The organism is Fulvivirga lutimaris (assembly GCF_009711525.1).
In the GTDB taxonomy this organism is placed as follows: Bacteria; Bacteroidota; Bacteroidia; order Cytophagales; family Cyclobacteriaceae; genus Fulvivirga; species Fulvivirga lutimaris.
Genome location: NZ_SMLV01000158.1, coordinates 1 through 3,428, shown reverse-complemented (window position 1 = coordinate 3,428; position 3,428 = coordinate 1). Strand labels below are relative to the sequence as shown.

At 36.1% G+C, this 3,428-nt stretch carries 3 protein-coding genes; all 3 read left to right on the top strand.

Annotation, left to right across the window (positions count from 1 at the left end; all coding sequences use genetic code 11):
- A partial coding sequence (locus E1140_RS01115; RefSeq protein WP_155178152.1) for an OmpA family protein occupies nt 1-1,936 on the top strand: 1,936 nt, incomplete at its 5' end.
- A gap of 99 nt (nt 1,937-2,035) precedes the next feature.
- Nucleotides 2,036-2,758, top strand: a complete 723-nt coding sequence (gene ubiE / locus E1140_RS01110; RefSeq protein ID WP_155178149.1) for a bifunctional demethylmenaquinone methyltransferase/2-methoxy-6-polyprenyl-1,4-benzoquinol methylase UbiE — start codon at nt 2,036-2,038, stop codon at nt 2,756-2,758.
- A partial coding sequence (gene porT, locus E1140_RS01105) for a type IX secretion/gliding motility protein PorT/SprT (RefSeq protein WP_155178147.1) occupies nt 2,707-3,428 on the top strand: 722 nt, incomplete at its 3' end. The genes ubiE and porT, both read left to right, overlap by 52 nt.

Genomic DNA, 3,428 nt, shown 5'->3' with positions numbered 1-3,428 from the left:
ATTGATGATGCAAGCAGCTCAACCTATGGTTGATGTTAGGGATATTTATGTCTTGGCAGCCGAAGCAGATCCGTCTAATGTTGTTGCTAATTGGAGAGCAGGAGACTTTTATATAAAAACTGTAGGGAAGAAAAATGCTGTAAAATATTTTTTGAAGGTGTTGGAATTAGATGCGGAATATCGATTTGACATTGAATACTGGATAGGGCAGAGTTACCATTATGGAATGGAGTTTGAAAAAGCATTGGCTTTTTACGACAGGTATCGACAAAAATTAATTGATAGAGATGGTTATCGTGGGAGAGATAGAATTGAATTACCGGAAGTAGATAGAAAGATTTTCGAATGTAAAAATGCAATTGAATTTGTTGCCAACCCAGCTCATTATACAATTGTAAACATAGGAAGTGCCATTAATACAGAATATGAAGAGTATGGCCCTGTTCTTAACGAGGATGAGACTATGCTTATTTTCACTACGAGAAGGAGAGATGGTAACTTAAATGAAAATGTGTTTTCTGATAACAAGCCTTACGAGGATATTTTTATTAGTACAAAGGAAAATGGGCAATGGTCTAAAGCAGAAAATATTGGTAATGTAGTAAATACTCCTTTCCACGATTCAAACCTTGCTTTGTCAGCTGATGGTAATCAACTTTTTCTTTACAAGGATGAGAATAATGGAGATATCTACCAGTCTGACAGAAAGGAAGATGGCACATGGACATTCCCTGAGCCTTTGAGTGAGAGTGTTAACTCTGAAGGTTTTAAGGAGGCTTCAATTTCACTTTCTCCCGATGGAGATATTCTGTTTTTTGCATCAGATAGACCGGGTGGACAGGGAGGTATTGATATTTACTATAGTGTGAAAGATAGAAATGGGGAGTGGGCTAAGTCTAAAAACTTAGGTGCAATGATTAATACTGAGTATGATGACGATGCACCATTTATAGATTATGATGGAAAAACACTTTATTTCAGCTCATTAGGAAGAAAGGGAATGGGTGGATATGATATTTTTAAATCTACATATGACAGTGCTGCAGGGGAATGGGCTGATCCAATAAATTTGGGGTATCCGATAAATACTCCTGATGATGATATATTCTTTGTTAGTACTAAAGACGGCAAAAGAGGCTATTACGCATCAGTAAGAGAAGATGGACTTGGCTTCACAGATATCTATATGGTTACTGTTAAACAAGAAGATGAAGTAGGCGAAACACTTGCAAGTAAGAATGAAACTGACGTAGACGAGACCGATAAAGAGCCGCAAGACAAAACAGACATTAAGGGAGTTAACAATACGGAGCCTGTTACTTTAGTTGTTAAAGTTGTAGATAGTGATAATTCACCCCTGGATGCGAAAGTAAGCCTTACCAGTACAGATAATATGGTAGTAGGAAAAGTAGCAAAAGGAGGAGGAGTATTTGAGTTTACTACAAATGCTACGGCATCTAAAAATTATAAGCTTTCTGTTGAAAATTCAGGATATGTTTTTGAAAATATAGATTTATCGCTTCCTGCTGCAAGTACAACTGCTCAGACAATTAATCGCACTGTAAGAATGCGGAAGTTACAGATGGGAACAAGGTCAGTCTTGAGAAACATCTACTTTAACTTCGACAAAGCAACCTTCCAAGATAACTCTTACAATGAGTTGAATAAGCTTGAGGGTATGATGGTTGAGAATACAGGCTTGGAAATAGAGATTTCAGGACATACTGATAATATTGGAACCAAAGATTATAACAAACAACTCTCCCAAAGAAGAGCTAATGCAGTTAAAGACTACTTGGTTAAGAAGGGTATTGATGCTCGAAGAATTACAGCAGTGGGCTATGGAGAAGAACGGCCACTTGCGAGTAATGATGATGAGAAAGAAGGCCGTGAGCTTAACAGAAGGGTAGAATTTAAAGTTACTGGCGGTAAATAGTATTTCTACTAACTAAATCATTTCTAGATTGTTGTTCATTAGGATTATCCTTCGCTAAGGAGGATATTTGCATCCTATTTTGAAAATGAATTCCTACGCATGACGGTAGTACCTTATAAAGAGAAAGAATCGGGTAAGAAGCAGCAGGTTGCTGAAATGTTCAATAATATCAGTAAGAATTATGATTTTCTCAATCACTTCTTGTCTTTAGGTATTGACATTTTATGGAGAAAAAAAGCAATTAGATTGCTTAAAAAAGATCAACCAAAGCATATTCTTGATATAGCAACAGGTACGGGAGATTTTGCCATAGAGGCATTAGCTTTGAAGCCAGAAAAAATTGTAGGTGTAGATATTTCTGAAGGCATGCTTTCAGTAGGTCGTGAAAAAATGAAGAAGAAAGGGTATGATGATGTCATTGAATTACAACTTGGCGACTCTGAAAAACTTCTGTTTGACGACAATACCTTTGATGCTGTTATCGTTGCATTTGGAGTAAGGAACTTCGAAAATCTTGAAAAAGGTTTAGCGGATATGAATCGGGTAATAAAGAAAGGTGGCAAGGCTGTAATCTTAGAATTTTCAAAGCCTAATAAGTTTCCATTTAAGCAGTTATACAATTTTTACTTTAAAGCAATTTTGCCTAAAATTGGTAAAGTAATATCAAAGGATAATGCTGCTTACACTTATTTACCTGAATCGGTTGAGGCTTTTCCAGATGGAAAGAAATTCCTCGAAGTTTTAGAAAAAACAGGTTTTAAAAACACTCAATGCAAATCACTAACCTTCGGAGTAAGTTCAATATACATTGGCGAAAAGTAGCATTTATTTGCATTGTACTATTCACTTTAGCTAATCAGGCCTTTGCCCAGCGCAATGTGGCTATGAACAACCCTAATTATGATGACAGGTTTTTGAGCTATGGTTTTCTTATTGGGATTCACACCACAACTTATCAATTAAAATACTCTGACAGATTTGTATCTAAGGAGTTAGACTCATTATATGCCATTTCTCCGTCATGGTCACCTGGTTTCTCGTTAGGTTTTATAGTAAACATGCACTTGTCCGAATTTTTGGACTTGAGACTATTGCCTAAAGTTTCATTTTATGAGCACCGTATTGAGTACTTAAGACTTGATGAGCCTAAAATTGATGAATTAGTGGAGACTACAGTTGTTGAATTTCCCTTACTGCTAAAGTATAAGAGTGAGAGAAGAGGCAATTTTAGAATGTATATGGTAGGTGGAGTAAAGCCTGGAATTGAGGCATCTGGCAAAAATGATGTAGATGAAATAAGTAAGGAGAACCTTAATATAAAATCGTTTAATATGTCATTAGATGTCGGATTTGGTATTGACATGTACTATCCTTTGTTCAAGTTCTCACCAGAGATAAGGTTCTCTAAAGGAATAACAAACATGCTTGGAAATAGTGGAAATGAGCTCAGTGCCGGCATTGATAGACTAAATACTAATACAATAACCTTATA